Consider the following 16,195-nt stretch of genomic DNA (forward strand, 5'->3'; position numbering starts at 1 on the left):
GGGGGCCGCCCGGCCCACGGCCGGGCACGCGGCTAGGCGTTGTACTCGTCGGCCTTCTGCGGGTCCACGCCCTGGATCATGCCGCTGAGCACCAGCGCACGGTTGGTGAAGCGCTCGGTGTCCACGCCGTGCTCCTTGAGGACGCCCATGGCGGCGGCGTGGACCGTGCGCAGGACCGGGGTCGCGGCGCGCAGCGCGTCATCGGCCATGAAGCGGTGCCGCCAGGGCTTGTCCGCCCAGACGTGCCGCAGGCCGAACGGCTCGGGCAGGGTCAGCTTCCCGCCGAGGAAGTCCAGCACCGGCGGGAACCACGTCAGCGGCGCCCGGGCGGCCAGCCGGACCACCTCCTTGGGCTCGATGAGCGGGAGGTGCTGGGTCTTGGTCTCCCAGAACTTGACGACCTTGGCGACGTCCTTGGTCTTCGGCTCCGGCTTCGTCGTGAACAGGCCGTTCACCGGCCCGAGGGCGTGGCCGGTCACCTCGATGCGCAGCGTCTCGTGCAGCACCGTGACGGTGATCATCAGCGTGATCACCAGCTGGCCGTCCCACAGCACGAACTGCACCCCGAGGTAGTGGCGGTTGCCGCTGCCGAACTGCTGCTCGTTGCAGATCCGCTCTATCTCGTGCCCGCGGATCTGGTACGCCTCCACGTGCGTGCCCTCGGGCCGGGCGACGGCGGCGGCCTTCTCCCCGACCGGGGAGACGATCCAGTGGCGTACGGACGGGGTGGGGAAACCGCCGGTGTGCAGCGGGCTGCGCTCCAGCAGCCGCAGCTTGTCGTGGATCGCCCGGATCACGTCCCAGCTGCGGAACGGGTGGATGTCCGCGCCCTCCTGGACCGGCTTGAGCTCCTCGGCGAGCTGCCAGCTGCCCCAGCGGGTGCCCATGCCGAGTATGCCCTTGGGGCCGGCGTAGAAGACCACGTTGCTGTTCTGCTCGGCGGTGACCATCGCCAGGTTCTGGCGGAGGGTCTCGGCGGCGGTCTGGTTCGGGTCCTGCGGCACCGCCTCGGGGATCTTCGCGGCCACCCCGCCGCCCTCCAGCAGCCCCTTCCAGGACTCCCGCATGGCCACCGCGGTCTTCTCGCAGATCTGCTTGGCCCACCACCAGCCGACCATCGGCACGACCACCATGGCCCGCGCGTACATCGGCCAGAAGCCGCTCAGCGGCAGCTTGATCATGAAGAACAGCCCGAGACCGGCCAGCACGGTCAGCAGCGTCGCGCCGAGCAGCGAGACGCCGTTGCCCTCGCCGTCCTTGGAGAGCATCTTGCGCAGCTGGAAGACGCCCAGCCACAGCAGCACACCGGGCAGGAACAGCACGCCGAACAGCACCATCAGCAGCGTCAGCTTGCTGTCCCGCTGCTTGCGGATGCGGGTCGCCGACAGGCAGTGCTCGACGACGGTCTGCGGCTCGATGCCGAACGACTGGATCAGCGGCTTGCGGCCGCCGCCGAGCATCCGCACCTGCACGGCACGCGCGAACGCCTCGCCCAGATTCGGCTCGAACAGGGACAGCTTCGGCTTCTTGATCTCGGACTTGGCGGTGTCGGAGTCGGCCTTTGCGATGGCGACCAGCGGATCATCACGGTAGGCGGCCGAGGCCAGGGCCTGGGTCGCCGCCGTCTGACCGGCGCTCCCTGAGAGCGGCACCTGCGCCCCAGGACTGAAGTCAAAGCCGTCTGCCACTACCGCCCCCCACACCGCTCGCATCCGATGATGCGGCTCTTCCCGACTTCCGCCGACGGCACACCTGTGACCCCGCGTCGCCACCGCCGAACAGGTGTCCGTGACACCCTGGTCAACGGCAGGACCTCAGCGTACAGCCGCCGTCCACCCCAAGGGAGTTGAGCCGGACGACGGCTGATTCAGGACCGCTTCAGGACGGATTCAGGGCGCATTCAACGCGGTCTTGGGCTGATCCCGCGTCAACTACCCGCCGTCCTCGGCCGTTTCCCGCAGCTTCGCGGCGATCTGCGGCGGCATCGGTTCGTGCCGGAGGTGGACCCGGGAGAACCGGCCGGTGCCGTGCGAGAGCGACCGCAGGTCGACGGCGTACCGGCCGATCTCGATCTCGGGCACCTCGGCACGGACGACGGTGCGGCCGGCCCCGGACTGCTCGGTGCCCACCACCCGGCCGCGCCGCCCCGACAGATCGCTCATCACCGGCCCCACGTACTCGTCCGGAACCATCACACTGACCTCGCAGAACGGCTCCAGCAGATCGATCCGGGCGTCCGCGGCGGCCTCCCGCAGCGCCAGCGCACCGGCCGTCTGGAACGCGGCGTCCGAGGAGTCGACCGAGTGTGCCTTGCCGTCGAGCAGCGTGACGCGGATGTCGACCAGCGGATGCCCGGCGGCGACCCCGCGCCCGGCCTGGGCGCGCACCCCCTTCTCGACGGACGGGATGAACTGCCGAGGCACCGCACCGCCCACGACCTTGTCCACGAACTCGATGCCCGAACCGCCCGGCAGCGGCTCGATCTCGATCTCGCAGATCGCGAACTGGCCGTGCCCGCCGGACTGTTTGACGTGCCGGCCGCGGCCCGCCGCGGACTCGCCGAAGGTCTCCCGCAGCGGCACCTTGTGCGGCACGGTGTCGACCTGGACGCCGTACCGGGTCCGCAGCCGCTCCAGCGCCACGTCCACATGGGCCTCGCCCAGGCACCACAGCACCACCTGGTGGGTGTCCTGGTTGTGCTCCAGCCGCATCGTCGGATCCTCCGCGACCAGCCGGGCCAGGCCCTGGGACAGCTTGTCCTCGTCGGCCTTGCTGTGCGCCTGGATGGCGACCGGCAGCAGCGGGTCCGGCATCGACCAGGGCTCCATCAGCAGCGGCTCGTCCTTGGCGGACAGGGTGTCGCCGGTCTCGGCCCGGGTCAGCTTCGCCACGCACGCCAGATCACCGGCGATCGCCTGCGGCAGCGGGCGCTGCTGCTTGCCGAACGGAGCGGACAGCGCGCCGACCCGCTCGTCGACGTCGTGGTCCTCGTGCCCCCGGTCCGCGAGGCCGTGGCCCGAGACGTGCACCGTCTCGTCCGGGCGCAGGGTTCCGGAGAAGACCCGGACCAGCGAGATCCGGCCGACGTACGGGTCGGAGGAGGTCTTGACCACCTCCGCGGCCAGCGGACCGTCCGGATCGCACGCGAGCACCGGGCGCGGCTTGCCCTCCGGGGTGGTCACCGCCGGCGCCTCGCGCTCCGCGGGCGTCGGGAAACCGCCGGTGATCAGCTCCAGCAGCTCGACGGTCCCCAGCCCCTGCTTCGAACCCTCCGCGGCCGGGGCCGCGGCCAGCACGGGGTGGAAGGTGCCGCGGGCCACCGCCGTCTCCAGGTCCCCGACGAGCGTCTTGATGTCGATGTCCTCGCCACCGAGGTAGCGGTCCATCAGGGACTCGTCCTCGCTCTCGGCGATGATCGCCTCGATGAGCCGGCCACGGGCCTCCTCGATCAGCGGCAGCTCCTCGGCGGTCGGCTCCCGCTCGGTGCGCTCCCCGGAGGAGTAGTCGAAGACCCGCTGGGAGAGCAGGCCGATCAGACCGTGCACGGGGGCGTGGCCGTCGGCACCCGGCGTTCCGTACAGCGGCAGGTACAGCGGGACCACGGCGTCCGGATCCTCGCCGCCGAAGGTGGCCCGGCACAGCTCGGTCATCTCGTCGAAGTCCGCCCGGGACGCCTCCAGGTGCGTGACGACCAGCGCCCGCGGCATCCCGACGGCCGCGCACTCGTCCCACACCATGCGGGTCGCGCCGGCCACGCCGTCGGCCGCCGAGACAACGAAAAGGGCCGCGTCCGCGGCGCGCAGACCGGCCCTGAGTTCCCCGACGAAATCGGCGTATCCGGGGGTGTCCAGGATATTGATCTTGATACCGCCCCAGTCCACCGGGACCAGGGAGAGCTGTACGGAGCGTTGCTGGCGGTGTTCGATCTCGTCGTAGTCCGACAGACACCCGCCGTCCTCGACCCGCCCGGCCCGGTTGACCGCACCGGACGCCAGCGCGAGCGCCTCGACCAGGGTGGTCTTTCCCGATCCGCTGTGGCCGACCAGCACCACGTTCCGCAGGGCCGTGGGCCGGCCGGCCGTTACCGCCCTTCCGGCGGCTCCCGGGTGTGTACTCGTCTTCTCGCTCATGTGTCTCGCCTCCAGGTCGACACTTTGCGGTGATTCGAGCTTTCCACCGTGGTCATCAACCGTCCATAGATGGCACAGCGCCCCCGCGCTCCCAAGGGCTCGAAGGGGCCCGCACGCGCGCCCGGAGGCGCACGCCGCCGGGCCCGAGCCGCGGGATGCACCCTGCGCCGCGATGCCTTCGTGGTGGCCGCAGAGCTCGTGGCTACGATGGGCCAGCCGGTGGCCCCTTGACCGCGCGGCCCGTATCGACCTCCGGGAAGGCCATGCTGAACAAGTACGCGCGTGCTTTCTTCACGCGTGTTCTCACGCCGTTCGCCGCCCTGCTCATCCGCCTCGGCGTCAGCCCGGACGCGGTCACCCTCATCGGCACCGGCGGCGTGGTGGCCGGCGCGCTGATCTTCTACCCGCGGGGCGAGTTCTTCTGGGGAACGGTCGTCATCACGCTGTTCGTCTTCTCCGACCTCGTCGACGGAAACATGGCACGGCAACTGGGCCGCTCCAGCCGCTGGGGCGCCTTCCTCGACTCCACCCTCGACCGGGTCGCCGACTCGGCGATCTTCGGCGGCCTCGCCCTCTGGTACGCCGGCCACGGCGACTCCCTCACCCTCTGCGCGATGGCGATCTTCTGCCTGGCCAGCGGGCAGGTCGTCTCGTACACCAAGGCCCGCGGCGAGGCCATCGGACTGCCGGTGGCCGTCAACGGCCTGGTCGAACGCGCCGAACGGCTCGTCATCACCCTCGTCGCCTGCGGTCTCTCGGGTCTGCACAAGTTCGGGGTACCCGGTGTCGAAGTGCTGCTGCCGATCGCCCTGTGGATCGTCGCCATCGGCAGCGCCGTCACCCTCGGCCAGCGCGTGGTGACGGTACGCCGCGAATCGGCCGAGGCCGACGCCATCGCACGAGGGGGAACAGCGCATGAGCCCACGGATGCCGCGGATCGACACCGGCACCCTCACCGACGCGCTCTACGGACTGGGCTGGAGCACCGTCAAGCGGCTGCCCGAAACCGTCGCGGTACGCCTCGGCCGGAAGATCGCCGACACCGCCTGGAAGCGCCGCGGCAAGGGCGTACGCCGCCTGGAGGCCAACCTCGCCCGGGTCGTCCCGGACGCCACCCCGCAACGCCTGGCCGAGCTCTCCCGCGCCGGGATGCGCTCGTACATGCGCTACTGGATGGAGTCCTTCCGCCTCCCCGCCTGGAGCAAGGACCGCATAAGGAACGGCTTCGTCCCCGAGGACGTCCACCACCTCACCGACGGCCTCGCAAGCGACCGCGGCGTCATCCTCGCCCTGCCTCATATGGGCAACTACGACCTCGCGGGCGTCTGGGTCACCACGAAGCTCAACACCCCCTTCACCACCGTCGCCGAGCGCCTCAAGCCGGAATCCCTCTACGACCGCTTCGTCGCCTACCGCGAGGGCCTGGGCATGGAGGTCCTGCCGCACACCGGCGGCGCCGCCTTCGGCACCCTCGCCCGCCGCCTGCGGGCCGGCGGCCTGGTCTGCCTGGTCGCCGACCGCGACCTCTCCAGCTCCGGCATACCGGTCAAGTTCTTCGGCGAGGAGACCAAGATGCCCGCCGGCCCGGCGATGCTCGCCCTCCAGACCGGCGCCATGCTGCTGCCCGTCACCCTCTGGTACGACGACACCCCCATCATGCGCGGCCGGGTCCACCCCGAGATCGAGGTCCCCGAGACCGGCACCCGCGTCGAGAAAGCAGCCCAGATGACCCAGGCGCTCGCCGACGCCTTCGCCTCCGGCATCGCCGACCACCCCGAGGACTGGCACATGCTCCAGCGCCTGTGGCTCGCCGACCTGGAGCCCCGCGAGCCCGGAACGGAGACGGCGTGAAGATCGGCATCGTCTGCCCGTACGCCTGGGACGTTCCCGGCGGCGTGCAGTTCCACATCCGCGACCTGGCCGACCACCTCATCCGGCTCGGCCACGAGGTCTCCGTCCTGGCACCCGCCGACGACGACACCCCGCTCCCGCCGTACGTCGTCTCCGCCGGCCGCGCCGTACCCGTGCCCTACAACGGCTCGGTCGCCCGCCTCAACTTCGGCTTCCTCTCCGCGGCCCGGGTCCGTCGCTGGCTGCAGAACGGCGCCTTCGACGTCATCCACATCCACGAACCGGCCTCCCCGTCCCTGGGCCTGCTCGCCTGCTGGGCCGCCCAGGGCCCGATCGTGGCCACCTTCCACACCTCCAACCCGCGCTCCCGCGCGATGATCGCCGCCTACCCGATCCTCCAGCCCGCCCTGGAGAAGATCAGCGCCCGCGTCGCGGTCAGCGAATACGCCCGCCGCACCCTGGTCGAACACCTCGGCGGCGACGCGGTCGTCATCCCCAATGGCGTCGACGTCGACTTCTTCGCCCGCGCCGAACCCAAGGCCGCCTGGCAGGGCAAGACGATCGGCTTCATCGGCCGCATCGACGAACCCCGCAAGGGCCTGCCGGTACTCATGAAGGCCCTGCCCAAGATCCTCGCCGAGGTCCCCGACGCCCGCCTCCTCGTCGCCGGCCGCGGCGACGAGGAAGAGGCCGTGGCCTCCCTCCCCGCAGAACTGCGCCCCCGGGTCGAATTCCTCGGCATGGTCAGCGACGAGGACAAGGCCCGCCTGCTCCGCAGCGTCGACCTCTACGTCGCCCCCAACACGGGCGGCGAGTCCTTCGGCATCATCCTCGTGGAGGCCATGTCCGCCGGCGCCCCCGTACTGGCCAGCGACCTCGACGCGTTCGCCCAGGTCCTCGACCAGGGCGAGGCCGGCGAACTCTTCACCAACGAGGACGCGGACGCGCTCGCCACCGCGGCGGTCCGGCTCCTCGGCGACCCGGCCCGCCTCGCCGAACTCCGCACCCGCGGCACCCGCCACGTCCGCCGCTTCGACTGGTCCACGGTCGGCGCGGACATCCTCGCCGTCTACGAAACGGTGACGGCGGGGGCGGCTTCGGTCGCGACCGCGCCGTAGGCGCCCGCCCCACGTACCCGTCTCTCCCGCCGCGGGTGTTGTTCGCCGTTGCGCTTTGCGGCGCCCCGCACGTACCTGGCCGTCCCGCCGCGGGTGTTCTCGCCGTTGCGCCTGCGGCGGGCTGGGTGGGTGTCGGGTGCGGTGCCGGTCCTCCAGACTTCGTCCTCCGGCCCGTCCCCTCCCGGGAGGGGGAAAGTTAAGGCCGGTGGGGGTGCACGTAATGCCCACACGCCCGCAGGCAACGGATAGGGCCCGCCCCCAACCAGCTAAGAACTCCCACTCACGGGAGGGGCTGGACCGGAGGACGAAGTCTGGAGGGCCGGCACCGCACCCGAAAACACCACGCCCGCCGCCAGGCGCAACGGCGAGCGAGCCCCGCGGCGGGACGGCGAGGTACGTGGGGGCGCCGCCAAGCGCGCAACGGCGAGACGACCCGCGGCGGAACAGACGGGTACGTGGGAGGCGCCGCAAAGCGCAACGGCGAGGTACCGGCACGGCGCTGCAGCCGAGTACGTGGGAGTAACGTGCCACCTCGTGAGCACGTTCATCTGGATCGCCGCCGCGATCATCCTCATCGGCATCTACCTCAGCTGGACGGCCGGGCGCCTCGACCGCCTGCACGCCCGCATCGACGCCGCCCGGGCGGCGCTCGATGCCCAGCTCCTGCGGCGTGCCTCCGTCGCGCAGGAGGTCGGGACGTCGGGCGTCCTGGACCCGGCCGCCTCGATCGTCCTCTACCAGGCCGCCCACGAGGCCCGGCAGGCCGAGGAGGACCACCGCGAGGTCGCCGAGAGCGAGCTGAGCCAGGCGCTGCGGGCCATCTTCGCCGAGGAGGCGCAGCTGGAGGCCGTACGCGAGGCTCCGGGTGGCGAGCAGACGATCGCCGAGCTCACCGCCGCGGTCCGCCGCGTCCCGATGGCCCGGCGCTTCCACAACGACGCCGTACGGGCCGCCCGCGCGGTCCGCCGCCACCGGGTGGTGCGATACTTCCGGCTCGCCGGTCACGCGCCGTTCCCGCTGGCCTTCGAGATGGACGACGAGCCGCCGGCCGTCCTCGACGACCGCTCGGCGGGCAACTGAGCGCGGGCAGGAGAGCCCCGGGAAGCACGCAGGGCGGACCCGGGGCCGCCCGGGGGAGCGGGCACCGGGCCGCGGGGTGTGCGGGCCCAACGAGCCACCGGCCTTGAATTGGCCCTTTTCTTCGGCCGCTCACAAACGGTTGTGTGGTCGGCACGCACAACCACCCGCACTGAGTGAGGTCAAACCGTGTCCAGCACGCCCACCACGTCCCAGAACCCCGAGACCGGAACCGCGCGCGTCAAGCGCGGAATGGCCGAGCAGCTCAAGGGCGGCGTGATCATGGACGTCGTCACGCCGGAAGAGGCCAAGATCGCCGAGGACGCCGGCGCCGTCGCCGTCATGGCCCTGGAGCGGGTCCCCGCCGACATCCGCAAGGACGGCGGCGTGGCCCGGATGTCCGACCCCGACATGATCGACGGCATCATCGACGCCGTCTCGATCCCGGTCATGGCCAAGTCCCGCATCGGCCACTTCGTCGAGGCGCAGGTCCTGCAGTCGCTCGGCGTCGACTACATCGACGAGTCCGAGGTCCTCACCCCGGCCGACGAGGTCAACCACTCCGACAAGTGGGCCTTCACCACCCCCTTCGTGTGCGGTGCCACCAACCTGGGCGAGGCCCTGCGCCGGATCGCCGAGGGCGCCGCGATGATCCGCTCCAAGGGCGAGGCCGGCACCGGCAACGTCGTCGAGGCGGTCCGTCACCTGCGCCAGATCAAGGGCGAGATCGCCAAGCTGCGCGGCTGTGACAACAACGAGCTGTACGCCGCCGCCAAGGAGCTGCGCGCCCCGTTCGAGCTGGTCAAGGAGGTCGCCGAGCTCGGCAAGCTGCCGGTCGTGCTGTTCTCCGCCGGTGGTGTCGCCACCCCCGCCGACGCCGCGCTGATGCGCCAGCTCGGCGCCGAGGGCGTCTTCGTCGGCTCCGGCATCTTCAAGTCCGGCGACCCGGCCAAGCGCGCCGCCGCGATCGTGAAGGCCACCACCTTCTACGACGACCCGAAGGTCATCGCGGACGTCTCCCGCAACCTGGGCGAGGCCATGGTCGGCATCAACTGCGACACCCTCCCCGAGGCCGAGCGCTACGCCAACCGCGGCTGGTAAGGACGTACGACAGCAGATGAGCACCCCCACCATCGGTGTGCTGGCCCTCCAGGGCGACGTCCGCGAGCACCTCACCGCGCTCGCCGAGGCGGATGCCCTGGCCCGGCCGGTACGCCGTCCCGAGGAACTGGACGAGGTCGACGGCCTGGTCATCCCGGGCGGCGAGTCCACCACGATGTCCAAGCTGGCGGTCGTCTTCGGCATGCTGGAGCCGCTGCGCGCGTTCGTCCGCGCGGGCAAGCCGGTCTACGGCACCTGCGCCGGCATGATCATGGTCGCGGACAAGCTGCTGGACGCCCGCGAGGACCAGGAGACGTTCGGCGGCGTCGACATGATCGTGCGCCGTAACGCGTTCGGGCGGCAGAACGAGTCGTTCGAGGCGGCCATCGACGTGGCCGGCATCCCCGGCGGGCCCGTCGAGGGCGTCTTCATCCGGGCGCCCTGGGTCGAGTCGGTCGGCGGGGACGTTGAGGTCCTGGCCACGTACGACGGGCACACCGTGGCCGTGCGGCAGGGTAACGTCCTTGCCACGTCCTTCCACCCGGAACTCACCGGGGACCACCGCGTCCACGCCCTGTTCGTGGAGATGGTGCGGGCCGCGGCCGGCTGAGGCTGCGGTGATCAGGTGAGTGACACCGTGTGACGCGACCCCGGTAGGATCGACGGCGTTCGTTTCAGAATTGGTTACGCGAAGGAGACAGGCGGATGTCCGGCCACTCTAAATGGGCTACGACGAAGCACAAGAAGGCCGTGATCGATGCCAAGCGCGGCAAGCTCTTCGCGAAGCTGATCAAGAACATCGAGGTCGCGGCCCGTACCGGCGGCGCCGACCCGGACGGTAACCCGACCCTCTTCGACGCCATCCAGAAGGCCAAGAAGAGCTCGGTGCCCAACAAGAACATCGACTCCGCGGTCAAGCGCGGCGCGGGCCTGGAGGCCGGCGGCGCCGACTACGAGACGATCATGTACGAGGGTTACGGCCCCAACGGTGTCGCGGTGCTCATCGAGTGCCTCACCGACAACCGCAACCGTGCCGCCTCGGACGTCCGCGTCGCCATGACCCGCAACGGCGGCTCGATGGCCGACCCGGGCTCCGTCTCGTACCTCTTCAACCGCAAGGGCGTGGTGATCGTCCCCAAGGGCGAGCTGAGCGAGGACGACGTCCTGACCGCGGTGCTCGACGCGGGTGCCGAGGAGGTCAACGACCTCGGTGAGTCCTTCGAGGTGCTCAGCGAGGCCACCGACCTGGTCGCGGTCCGCACCGCCCTGCAGGAAGCCGGGATCGACTACGACTCGGCGGACGCCAACTTCGTCCCGACCATGCAGGTCGAGCTGGAGGAAGAGGGCGCGCGCAAGATCTTCAAGCTGATCGACGCGCTGGAGGACAGCGACGACGTGCAGAACGTCTTCGCCAACTTCGACGTCTCGGACGACGTCATGGCCAAGGTCGACGCCTAGGCCGGACCGGGCCGGACCTCGCACGGGCACCACAGCCGCGCACCGACGGGCCGACGGGGAGCACACCCCGTCGGCCCGTCGCGTTGTCGGGCGATGGGCGATGGGCGATGGGTGACGGGCGGCGGGTGGTGGGCGGTGGCGTGGTCGGTCCCCGCGTTGCCGGCCCGATTGCCGGTCCGCTCGCCGGGCCGTTGCGCTGTCGGCCGGTCGGCCCGTCGGCCCGTCGACCCGGTGCGTCGTCGCGCCGTGGCGTGGTCGGTGCGGGGCGTTGTCAGTGGCACCCGATACTGTGCTGAGCAGGGGATCTCCGCACCCCCCATGGGGGAGGTGCGGGACGAAACGGTCCGTCAGATCGGCAGGTCGCAAGGTCGCAAGGTCGCAAGGTCGCAAGGTTCGGCAAGTTGCCGGGCCGGCAGAGTGCCGGGTCGGCAGCGCGTGCGGCTGCGCGGTGCCGCGCGTGAAGAGGGGAGGGGCGTCGTGAAGGTGCTCGGGGTGGACCCGGGGCTGACCCGGTGCGGGGTCGGCGTGGTGGAAGGCGTGGCCGGGCGCCCGTTGACGATGGCGGGGGTCGGTGTCGTCCGTACCCCGGCCGACGCGGACGTCGCCCACCGTCTCGTCCTCATCGAGCGCGGCCTGGAGGAGTGGCTGGACCGCTATCGGCCCGAATACGTCGCGGTGGAGCGGGTGTTCAGCCAGCACAACGTCCGTACGGTCATGGGCACCGCTCAGGCCAGCGCGGTCGCCATGCTCTGTGCCGCACGCCGCGGGCTGCCGGTCGCGCTGCACACCCCCAGCGAGGTCAAGGCCGCCGTCACCGGCTCGGGGCGGGCCGACAAGGCCCAGGTCGGTGCGATGGTGACCCGGCTGCTGCGGCTCGCCGCCCCGCCCAAACCGGCCGACGCCGCGGACGCCCTCGCCCTCGCCATCTGCCACATTTGGCGCGCCCCCGCGGTCAACCGCCTCCAGGCGGCGCAGGCCGCCGCCCGCCGCACCCCCGCTCCCGTACGTACGCCGAAGGGCACCCGATGATCGCCTTTGTCTCCGGCCCGGTCGCGGCCCTCGCCCCCGATGCCGCCGTCGTCGAGGTCGGCGGGATCGGCATGGCCGTCCAGTGCACGCCGAACACCCTCTCCGGCCTGCGGATCGGCGAGCCGGCCCGGCTCGCCACCTCCCTCGTCGTCCGTGAGGACTCGCTCACCCTCTACGGCTTCGCCGACGACGACGAGCGGCAGACCTTCGAACTGCTGCAGACCGCCAGCGGCGTCGGTCCCCGGCTGGCCCAGGCCATGCTCGCGGTGCACTCCCCGGACGCGCTGCGGCTCGCGGTCGCCACCGGCGACGAGAGGGCCCTCACCGCCGTGCCCGGCATCGGCAAGAAGGGCGCGCAGAAGCTGCTGCTGGAGCTGAAGGACCGGCTCGGCGAGCCGGTCGGCAGCCGTCGTCCGGCGGCGGCCGCCGCGGGCCCGGCCGGCTGGCGCGACCAGCTGCAGGCCGCCCTGATCGGCCTCGGCTACGCCAGCAGGGAGGCGGACGAGGCGGTCGCCGCGGTCGCCCCGCAGGCCGAGGCCGCCGTCGCCGAGGGCGGCGCCCCGCAGGTGCCGCAGCTGCTCAAGGCCGCCCTGCAGACCCTCAACCGCGCCCGATGACCGTCGCCGCGGGCCCCGCCGCGCGCCGTGACCGGCGCCCCGGCCCGCGACCGTACGACCCGACCGGCGGCCCGGCCGCCCCGACCCCGCGAGGCATTCCGCAGTGAACTGGGACGACACCGCACCGTCCACCGACGACGCCGTACCGGCCGGCCCCGACCGGCTGGTCGGCGCCGACGCGGACGGCGAGGACACCGCCGTCGAGGCCGCGCTGCGGCCCAAGGACCTCCAGGAGTTCGTCGGCCAGGAACGGGTGCGCGAACAGCTCGACCTGGTCCTGCGCGCCGCCCGCGCCCGCGGCGCCACCGCCGACCACGTCCTGCTCTCCGGCGCGCCCGGCCTCGGCAAGACGACCCTCTCGATGATCATCGCCGCCGAGATGGGCGCCCCGATCCGGATCACCTCCGGCCCCGCCATCCAGCACGCCGGCGACCTCGCCGCGATCCTCTCCTCCCTCCAGGAGGGCGAGGTGCTCTTCCTCGACGAGATCCACCGGATGTCCCGGCCCGCCGAGGAGATGCTCTACATGGCGATGGAGGACTTCCGCGTCGACGTCATCGTCGGCAAGGGGCCGGGTGCCACCGCCATCCCGCTCGAACTTCCGCCGTTCACCCTGGTCGGGGCGACGACCCGGGCCGGTCTGCTGCCGCCCCCGCTGCGCGACCGCTTCGGCTTCACCGCCCACATGGAGTTCTACGCGCCCGAGGAGCTCCAGCGGGTCATCCACCGCTCGGCCGGCCTGCTCGACGTCGAGATAGAGCCGGACGGCGCCGCCGAGATCGCCGGCCGCTCCCGCGGCACGCCCCGGATCGCCAACCGCCTGCTGCGCCGGGTCCGCGACTACGCCCAGGTCAAGGCCGATGGCGTGATCACCCGCGAGATCGCCTCGCAGGCCCTGGGGGTCTACGAGGTCGACGCGCGCGGCCTGGACCGCCTCGACCGCGCGGTGCTCACCGCCCTGCTCAAGCTGTTCGGCGGCGGCCCGGTGGGCCTGTCCACCCTGGCGGTGGCGGTGGGGGAGGAGCGCGAGACCGTCGAGGAGGTCGCCGAGCCGTTCCTCGTACGGGAGGGCCTGCTCGCCCGGACCCCGCGCGGACGGATCGCCACCCCGGCGGCCTGGGCGCATCTGGACATGGTCCCGCCGCAGCACCAAGCGGGCGGAATCGGTCAGCAGGGCCTGTTCGGGGCGTGACGGCGCGGGGACTCGCCCGGGCAGGAACTGCGGTGCGATGCTGGGCGTTGTTCCACTGGTGGGGACTCGCTTAGACTCCGCCGATGCCGTCCGTAGGGGCCGGCATACCACCCCCGCTATATGAGGCCGCGGATGCGCGGTCGTGCGAAGGATCTCCGTCCCGTGCCCAACATCGTCTCTCTCCTCCCCTTCATCGTCCTCATCGGGGCCATGTTCCTGATGACGCGGTCCGCCAAGAAGAAGCAGCAGGCGGCCGCGCAGATGCGCAATCAGATGCAGCCGGGCGCCGGCGTGCGCACGATCGGCGGCATGTACGCCACCGTCAAGGAGGTCCACGAGGACACCGTCCTCCTGGAGGTCGCCCCCGGCGTGCACGCCATCTACGCCAAGAACGCCATCGGCGCAGTGCTCGCGGACGAGGAGTACAACCGCATCCTGGACGGTGCCGACCCGATCCACGCCGAGGAGACCGTCGTCCCGGACGACGCCTCGTCGCTGACCGGCGACACCGCCGGCGAAGCCACCGAAACGGGTGACAAGGCCGACAAGATCGACCTCGGCAAGGCCGCGACGCCGGCTGACGCCGAGCCCGCCGCCGAGAAGCCCGCGGCCGACGAGGCCGGGGGCGACAAGGAAACCAAGGACGCCGGGGACGGCGCCAAGGCCGACGCGGACGCCGCCGAGAAGGACAAGAAGACCGGCGGCGACGACGCGAAGTAGTCCCTCCCACGGAACCGCGGAGCACGCGTCGAGGCGTGCACCGCGGTTCCGGGACGGTCTAGGCTCCGGCGGGGGGCAGGTCCCCACAACACTTCGTGGCCGCTCGGCCGATACCCCAGGCCGAGGGGTTGGACAGGGAGAATCGAGAAGGTGGCAGCACCGAAAAAGGGCCGCAGGGCGCCCGCGGGCCAGGGGCATCCGGGCCGCACGCTGATCCTGGTCCTGCTCGCGATGGCGGGGCTGATCGGAGGCATGTTCTACTCCGGCACGCTGACGCCCCGGCTGGGCATCGACCTGGCCGGCGGCACCAGCTTCACGCTCCAGGCCGAGAACATGCCGGGCAAGCCCAACGCGATCAACGAGACCAACATGAAGACCGCCGCCGACATCATGGACCGGCGGGTCAACGGTCTGGGCGTCTCCGAGACCGAGGTCCAGACGCAGGGCACCAACCACATCATCGTGAACATCCCGCGGGGGACGAACGCGAAGCAGGCCCGCCAGCAGGTCGGTACCACCGCTCAGCTCGGCTTCCGGCCGGTGCTGACCACCACCGCGGGCACGAAGACCCCCGAGCCGAAGCCCAGCCCCTCGCAGAGCGGCAAGAACGCCAAGGGCAAGAGCGGCCAGCAGGCCGGCAGCCAGCAGCACGCCTCGTCCTCGGCGACCCCCGGGGCGAAGCCCACGACGCAGGGCCGCGCCGTCACGGACTCCCTGAAGAAGGCGCCGTCCCCCAAGCCCACCCCCTCGGGCTCGGCCAAGCCGTCCACGCCTCCGGCCCCCGGTGGCGACCAGATCCCGCCGGCCCTCCAGAAGCAGCTGAACGCACTGGACTGCTCGACCAAGCAGGGCCGTGCCGCCGCCGGTGAGCAGGCCGCCGCGACAAAGCCCTCCGACCCCGTCGTGGCGTGCAACACCGAGGGCACGCAGAAGTACGTGCTCGGCCCGGTGGGCGTCGAGGGCACGGACGTCAAGGGCGCCAAGGCCGTCTTCGACAGCCAGCAGGGCCAGGGCTGGATCGTCCAGATGGACTTCACCTCCGACGGTGGCAAGAAGTTCGCGGACATCACCGGCAAGCTCGCGACCAAGGCCCCGCCGCAGAACCAGTTCGCGATCGTCCTGGACGGCGCGGTGGTCTCCGACCCGCGGGTCAGCGAGCGGCTCAACGGCGGCAACGCGACCATCTCCGGTGGTTTCACCCAGCAGTCCGCGCAGGACCTGGGCAACATGCTCTCCTACGGTGCGCTGCCGCTCTCCTTCAAGATCGTCGACGAGACCACGGTCACCGCGGCGCTCGGCGGTGAGCAGCTGCACGCCGGTCTGATCGCCGGCGCGATCGGTCTGGGCCTGGTCGTCATCTACCTCATCGCCTACTACCGGGGCCTGGCGCTGGTCGCGCTGGCGAGCCTCTGCGTCTCGGCGATCCTGACGTACGCGCTCATGACGCTGCTCGGGCCGGCCATCCAGTTCGCGCTGAACCTCCCGGCGGTCTGCGGCGCCATCGTCGCCATCGGTATCACCGCCGACTCGTTCATCGTCTACTTCGAACGCATCCGGGACGAGATCCGCGAGGGCCGCACCCTGCGTCCGGCCGTCGAGCGCGGCTGGCCGCGGGCCCGCCGGACGATCCTGGTCTCCGACTTCGTGTCGTTCCTGGCCGCCGCGGTGCTGTTCATCGTCACCGTCGGCAAGGTCCAGGGCTTCGCGTTCACGCTCGGCCTGACCACCCTGCTCGACGTCGTCGTGGTCTTCTGCTTCACCAAGCCGCTGATGACGCTGCTGGCCCGCCGGAAGTTCTTCGCCGACGGACACTCCTGGTCCGGCCTCGACCCCAAGCGCCTGGGCGCCAAGCCGCCGCTGCGCCGTCGTCGCACCGCCCCCACCCAGACGAAGGAGGCGTGA

The 16,195-nt window shown here is 71.6% G+C and carries 13 protein-coding genes and 1 pseudogene; 12 read left to right on the plus strand and 2 right to left on the minus strand.

What is annotated here, in order from left to right:
* Positions 1-32: 32 nt before the first annotated feature.
* Positions 33-1,712 (minus strand): hypothetical protein, encoded by a 1,680-nt coding sequence (locus tag OJ254_RS20850; protein WP_265363532.1) that lies wholly within the window; start codon positions 1,710-1,712, stop codon positions 33-35.
* A gap of 219 nt (positions 1,713-1,931) precedes the next feature.
* Positions 1,932-4,130, minus strand: coding sequence for an elongation factor G-like protein EF-G2 (locus tag OJ254_RS20855; protein WP_265363533.1), 2,199 nt, complete (start codon positions 4,128-4,130; stop codon positions 1,932-1,934).
* Positions 4,131-4,393: 263 nt separating this feature from the next.
* On the opposite strand from OJ254_RS20855, the pseudogene pgsA reads away from it, so the two are divergent.
* From pgsA to secD, 12 genes and pseudogenes are all read left to right on the plus strand, one after another.
* Positions 4,394-5,044, plus strand: a pseudogene (pgsA, locus tag OJ254_RS20860) (phosphatidylinositol phosphate synthase); the annotation flags it as partial.
* Between the two features lies 1 nt (position 5,045).
* Complete coding sequence (locus OJ254_RS20865) at positions 5,046-5,981, plus strand: phosphatidylinositol mannoside acyltransferase (RefSeq protein WP_265363534.1); 936 nt, start codon at positions 5,046-5,048, stop codon at positions 5,979-5,981.
* Positions 5,978-7,099 (plus strand): glycosyltransferase family 4 protein, encoded by a 1,122-nt coding sequence (locus OJ254_RS20870; RefSeq protein ID WP_265365248.1) that lies wholly within the window; start codon positions 5,978-5,980, stop codon positions 7,097-7,099. The genes OJ254_RS20865 and OJ254_RS20870 overlap by 4 nt, the downstream gene beginning before the upstream one ends.
* 534 nt (positions 7,100-7,633) lie before the next feature.
* Positions 7,634-8,179 (plus strand): hypothetical protein, encoded by a 546-nt coding sequence (locus OJ254_RS20875; protein WP_261952542.1) that lies wholly within the window; start codon positions 7,634-7,636, stop codon positions 8,177-8,179.
* Positions 8,180-8,365: 186 nt separating this feature from the next.
* Complete coding sequence (pdxS, locus tag OJ254_RS20880; RefSeq protein ID WP_265363535.1) at positions 8,366-9,277, plus strand: pyridoxal 5'-phosphate synthase lyase subunit PdxS; 912 nt, start codon at positions 8,366-8,368, stop codon at positions 9,275-9,277.
* A 16-nt stretch (positions 9,278-9,293) separates the two neighbouring features.
* Entirely contained in the window at positions 9,294-9,887 is a 594-nt protein-coding gene (pdxT, locus tag OJ254_RS20885) for a pyridoxal 5'-phosphate synthase glutaminase subunit PdxT (RefSeq protein WP_261952543.1), read from the plus strand.
* Positions 9,888-9,982: 95 nt separating this feature from the next.
* Positions 9,983-10,735, plus strand: coding sequence for a YebC/PmpR family DNA-binding transcriptional regulator (locus OJ254_RS20890; RefSeq protein WP_261952544.1), 753 nt, complete (start codon positions 9,983-9,985; stop codon positions 10,733-10,735).
* A 477-nt stretch (positions 10,736-11,212) separates the two neighbouring features.
* Complete coding sequence (gene ruvC, locus OJ254_RS20895; RefSeq protein WP_265363536.1) at positions 11,213-11,764, plus strand: crossover junction endodeoxyribonuclease RuvC; 552 nt, start codon at positions 11,213-11,215, stop codon at positions 11,762-11,764.
* Complete coding sequence (gene ruvA / locus OJ254_RS20900; protein ID WP_265363537.1) at positions 11,761-12,381, plus strand: Holliday junction branch migration protein RuvA; 621 nt, start codon at positions 11,761-11,763, stop codon at positions 12,379-12,381. Before ruvC ends, ruvA begins: the two co-directional genes overlap by 4 nt.
* 103 nt (positions 12,382-12,484) lie before the next feature.
* A complete protein-coding gene (gene ruvB / locus OJ254_RS20905) occupies positions 12,485-13,573 on the plus strand; it encodes a Holliday junction branch migration DNA helicase RuvB (RefSeq protein ID WP_265363538.1) in 1,089 nt (362 codons plus the stop codon).
* A 132-nt stretch (positions 13,574-13,705) separates the two neighbouring features.
* On the plus strand, positions 13,706-14,293 hold the full coding sequence (gene yajC, locus OJ254_RS20910; RefSeq protein WP_265363539.1) for a preprotein translocase subunit YajC: 588 nt from the start codon (positions 13,706-13,708) through the stop codon (positions 14,291-14,293).
* 150 nt (positions 14,294-14,443) lie between these two features.
* A complete protein-coding gene (gene secD / locus OJ254_RS20915) occupies positions 14,444-16,195 on the plus strand; it encodes a protein translocase subunit SecD (RefSeq protein WP_265363540.1) in 1,752 nt (583 codons plus the stop codon).

The organism is Streptomyces endophytica, assembly GCF_026153355.1.
Lineage (GTDB): Bacteria > Actinomycetota > Actinomycetes > Streptomycetales > Streptomycetaceae > Streptomyces > Streptomyces endophytica.

Bases quoted from the DNA above. Each gene is read 5' to 3' on its own strand.
- OJ254_RS20850 (WP_265363532.1), bottom strand. From the start codon at position 1,712: ATGCGAGCGGTGTGGGGGGCGGTAGTGGCAGACGGCTTTGACTTCAGT.
- OJ254_RS20855 (WP_265363533.1), bottom strand. From the start codon at position 4,130: ATGAGCGAGAAGACGAGTACACACCCGGGAGCCGCCGGAAGGGCGGTA.
- OJ254_RS20865 (WP_265363534.1), top strand. From the start codon at position 5,046: ATGAGCCCACGGATGCCGCGGATCGACACCGGCACCCTCACCGACGCG.
- pdxT (WP_261952543.1), top strand. From the start codon at position 9,294: ATGAGCACCCCCACCATCGGTGTGCTGGCCCTCCAGGGCGACGTCCGC.
- OJ254_RS20890 (WP_261952544.1), top strand. From the start codon at position 9,983: ATGTCCGGCCACTCTAAATGGGCTACGACGAAGCACAAGAAGGCCGTG.
- ruvA (WP_265363537.1), top strand. From the start codon at position 11,761: ATGATCGCCTTTGTCTCCGGCCCGGTCGCGGCCCTCGCCCCCGATGCC.
- yajC (WP_265363539.1), top strand. From the start codon at position 13,706: ATGCGCGGTCGTGCGAAGGATCTCCGTCCCGTGCCCAACATCGTCTCT.